Origin of the sequence: Acinetobacter sp. YH16044 (assembly GCF_013417145.1) — a bacterium.
In the GTDB taxonomy this organism is placed as follows: Bacteria; Pseudomonadota; Gammaproteobacteria; order Pseudomonadales; family Moraxellaceae; genus Acinetobacter; species Acinetobacter amyesii.
Window position 1 is genome coordinate 1 of the sequence record NZ_VPEK01000084.1, and the last position, 4,090, is coordinate 4,090.

The window sequence follows — 4,090 nt, forward strand, 5'->3', positions numbered from 1 at the left end:
AGGGGCTAATTATCCCCCTTAAAGTATTCCCGAAAATCTATCGGACTGACGGAGCCACGTCTCGGTCGATCGGCAAAGAGTAAGTGTACTTTCTCTTCAGGCTGAGATTACGATCTACACATCGCATTGGCACGTTCTCAAACCGAACAGCAGCTTTTCTCTGCGAGGGTTTCCCCAACATACAATTTAAAGCTTAGCTGAACTACTCATCACGCTGTTGCTTTGCCAATATCCCCTAGTAACAACTTAATCACGATGGTGCGCTAGCGTCGCTAATCCATCCACCCGCACCTGTGAAATCTACAAAATCTGTAAATCAAGCAGAGCGTAGCAAAATTTAAAAAATCGGATTTAAATTGGTTCAATTTCTGCATGTTTCAGAAAAAAAAATTTAATGCATTAATCATTGAACCGAATTCTAAAAAATACATATATGACCTTCAGCACATTTTGATGCCATATAAACCTTTTTATTGACTTATCTAAGAAAAAAATTATTGATCTTTGCAAAACAGAATAAGCTCTAAATAAAAGGGGCAATGCGACAAGCAAGCCTACCTGTGTCCACAATTTTCTTCGAAAATTTGGACTCAGGGACTTGTTAGGGGTTTCACCCCTAAGACCCCAAAAGCAAAAGCTCTTAACGAGACACGAAATGGTAAAAAATAAAACAAAAAAATTTAGACTCACACAGCTCCAGTTTGAGCAACTGGAGCAACACCTGCAAAAGGAAAATACAAGTTTCACTGACTTCATTCATTCATTAATCGAGCGTGAAGTCATGCAAGATGTGATTACCGTTCAACAAACCAAAGACGAAATAAAACCCACAAGAACAAAAATTAAAACAGTGATTGAGGTAGTCAAACGCTATCAAAAGACTGATCCGAATGTATTGCTAGAGCTATCAAGAATCGGCAACAACATAAACCAAATTGCACGAGCGTTGAATATCATCAAGAACGCAGATCCTCAAGAACAACGCAAACTAAATATTTTTAACATGTTGCTTGTTTTAAAAGGCATTCAAACCGAGCTAGAAAAAGTCTTCCCTGCCTTACCTAAAATTAGTCGGCAAAGCCCTGAACGCTTAAAAAAGCAGTTGTCTTCAGTACAACTGGCTGAGGATGATGAAAGTGCATATTAAATTTTTGAATCATGGCAAAGGCAATGCTGCCAAAGCATCGGCATACTTACTCGATAAGTTTGATCACATGGGCAATGTGCGTGCAGGCATTGAAGTTTTAAGAGGTGATGCAACCACATTTAACGCCATTTGTGATGCAAGCCCCCATCTGTGGAAATACACCAGTGGCGTGATTGCTTGGTCAAAGGATGATGCCCCTACAGACGAGCAGATCAGGGAGGTTTTAACCGACTTTGAACAACATGCTTTCTCAGGGTTAGACCCATCTCAATATCATCTGTTTGCCGTTCAACATACGGATGATGATGGCTCAAAGCATATTCATGTTTTAGTACCACGCCTTGATTTACAGAGTGGAAAATCACTCAACATTGCGCCCCCAGGGCATGAGAAACATTTCGACTCATTACGGGATTACTTCAACACAAAATACCAGTGGTCACGCCCTGACGATTTGCTGCTAATGCACACGACACAAGAGCCGAACCACGTTGCCAAGCTTAATGCTCAAGCAAAAAAAATACTCTCAAGCAAAGAGCTAGAAACCTTGCCCAAAAAGCAATTTTACAAAGCAATTGATAATTACGTGAAAACCCTCTTAAAAACCAACACAGCAAAAAATAGAGCGGAAATAATCACCTGTATCAAACAACTAGATGGAGTCGACTCGATAAAACCAAATAAAGAGTCTCTAACGGTCACTCTCAACAACGGCAAAAAACATCGAATAAAAGGTGATTTCTATCATGAAAACTTCGAAATTGGATCTTATTCAGAGCATCTCAGAGCAGCAGCAGAAAGCCGACCAACTGCAAGTGAGCTTGCAGCAGCTCTCACAGACGCTGAGCAACTTCGAGCAACTTATAGAGCAAAGCGAGAAGCCTATAATCAACAACACCACGCTTTTACGCAAAGTACAGCAGACGACAACAACCATAGAATCGCACCTAAGCTCGATTTTGACCGAGCTAGGGTTTCTATCACCCCAAGCAATAAAAACGCTAACAGCGAGCTATACGGAGCAAATAGAGGCACTTCAAAAAAAACTAGCGAATATAGATATTACGGAAATATCAAAAGTGAAATCGAGCATAGATTCGTTTTCAACCTCAATTCAGGCTCTACAGAACCACATCAACAGCCAGTTGCAGAGCCTTTCAATCGACAAGCAGAGTCTACAAAAGAGCATACAAACCCAAGTACAGCAAGCGATAGCGAACCAAAGCGTACAGATCGAGAGCGAAATACAAACACTGATTTCAGAAAAGCTAAGCAATCAGAGATCGAAATACATTCTTTGGGGGGTAATCAGCTTTGGAATACTGAGTCTTTTAATGAGTTTTTATCTGAGCTATCAAGCCAGCATGAATCTAAAGACCATCGAAGCACAAGAACAAATAATTCAGCAGAACAGTCAGCAAATCAGAAATCAAATCAAAATGTTGGAAATCCAACGGAGGTAAGCAATGCAGACAGAAATCGACCACTTCTTAACAGAGCAAAACAACTTGTTATCAGAACAAAACAGCTTATTGATTCAACAAATCAATTCATTAAAAACAATCTTGAGCGAATACAGCGAAGTAGAGCAGAGCTTAAAAACTCAACTCAAACAACAGCAAACCTTGATTTCAGCACAACAATCCGAAATAGCCAAAATCGAACAGGGGAGTTTTTCCGAGCAGTTACAGCAAGCATTTCAAGAAAACTTGAAAATCCAATTGAGTCAGCAATTAACCAAATCATTGAGTCAACTGGATTTAAAAATCATTGTCAGCAACTTAGTAACAGCAAATTTAGAACCGATTCAAACAACAATCAGCACACAACAATCAGACATCGAGAGAGCACTCTCGAAAATCTTGCAATTGAAAGTTCCGAGCGACTTCTACGAAGATTTGCAGATGCAAAGCAAGCAGATCAACATGCTTGGGAAAACTCTAGAGAACTTGACGAAATTAATCGAAAACTTGAACGACTAGAAATCGGAATAACAGAAATTCGACTCAAACCCAAGCCAGCTCTTGATTTTAAATATTTAAGAAGCGACGGTTATTACCCCGATTATGTTGCTTATCACAAAGAAATCAGTGAAAAACAACAGCAAGCATATAAAAATCAGAATCAAATACAACTGATTGTTTTAACGAGTAAAAAAATTAAAAATATAGAAGAATACATAAATCGATCAAGTAAAAATCTCACTCACAGCGAGTGTAGAAAGTTAGATGAAATCATCAAAAACGACCGAAGAATGTTGAGATATCTTGAATGTGAGAAGATTTTAGAGCCTAGAAATTCCCATCTCAAAGAACCAAGAGAATTATATCAATCATGTTTGAAAGGCTTTGAGACGATCAAAAATGATATTCACGAAATTAAAAACCCATCACAACAACAAAACAGCATTGAATTATCAAGTCATGAACTCAAACAGCCACAACCGAGAAATGATTTTGACTTGAATATGTAATCCAATTCAGCAAAAGCAGTAATCAGAGGGGGGAATAAGTGATCTACCGTTATGTTGCTCACACTCCGTTCGCTTTGTGCTTTTCTTTTTGAGGCTAACAGGGATTAGCCGAGCGAGTGTCTACGAGCGATTGAACACTATCAAAATTTTGCCCTGCTCTTTCTCTGATTACAAGCTCCCCTTTACTGCTCAGACTTAGATACAGAGCATCCCGGAGGGTGCGAACAGATTTAATTTGCATCTAGGTCGAGCGAAGCGAGTATAAAAAACTTATGAGCGAAGCGAATTCCGAGTTGCTTTTGCTTTTTTTGAAGTTATCACGAGATTAACCCAAAAATTGCCCCTTCGAACTGAGCGTAAGCGAAGTTCAATAGAGTTTGAGCGTAGCGAAAACATAGGGCAATTTTTCATGATTCAGGTTTTTAATTATTTTAAGGTTTTTAAATGTTTTTAACTTAGTTTTAATTATT

The 4,090-nt window shown here is 38.9% G+C and carries 2 protein-coding genes; both read left to right on the forward strand.

Annotation, left to right across the window (positions count from 1 at the left end; translation table 11 throughout):
• Positions 1-655: 655 nt before the first annotated feature.
• Positions 656-1,147 (forward strand): plasmid mobilization relaxosome protein MobC, encoded by a 492-nt coding sequence (gene mobC / locus FTV38_RS16790; protein WP_035270222.1) that lies wholly within the window; start codon positions 656-658, stop codon positions 1,145-1,147.
• Positions 1,131-3,620 carry a relaxase/mobilization nuclease domain-containing protein gene (locus tag FTV38_RS16795; RefSeq protein ID WP_257222733.1) on the forward strand — a complete coding sequence of 830 codons (2,490 nt, stop codon included), beginning with the start codon at positions 1,131-1,133 and terminating at the stop codon, positions 3,618-3,620. The genes mobC and FTV38_RS16795 overlap by 17 nt, the downstream gene beginning before the upstream one ends.
• Positions 3,621-4,090 lie beyond the last annotated feature (470 nt).

Excerpts from the sequence above, each read along its gene's own strand:
- mobC (WP_035270222.1), top strand. The coding sequence starts at position 656 with ATGGTAAAAAATAAAACAAAAAAATTTAGACTCACACAGCTCCAGTTT.
- FTV38_RS16795 (WP_257222733.1), top strand. The coding sequence starts at position 1,131 with ATGAAAGTGCATATTAAATTTTTGAATCATGGCAAAGGCAATGCTGCC.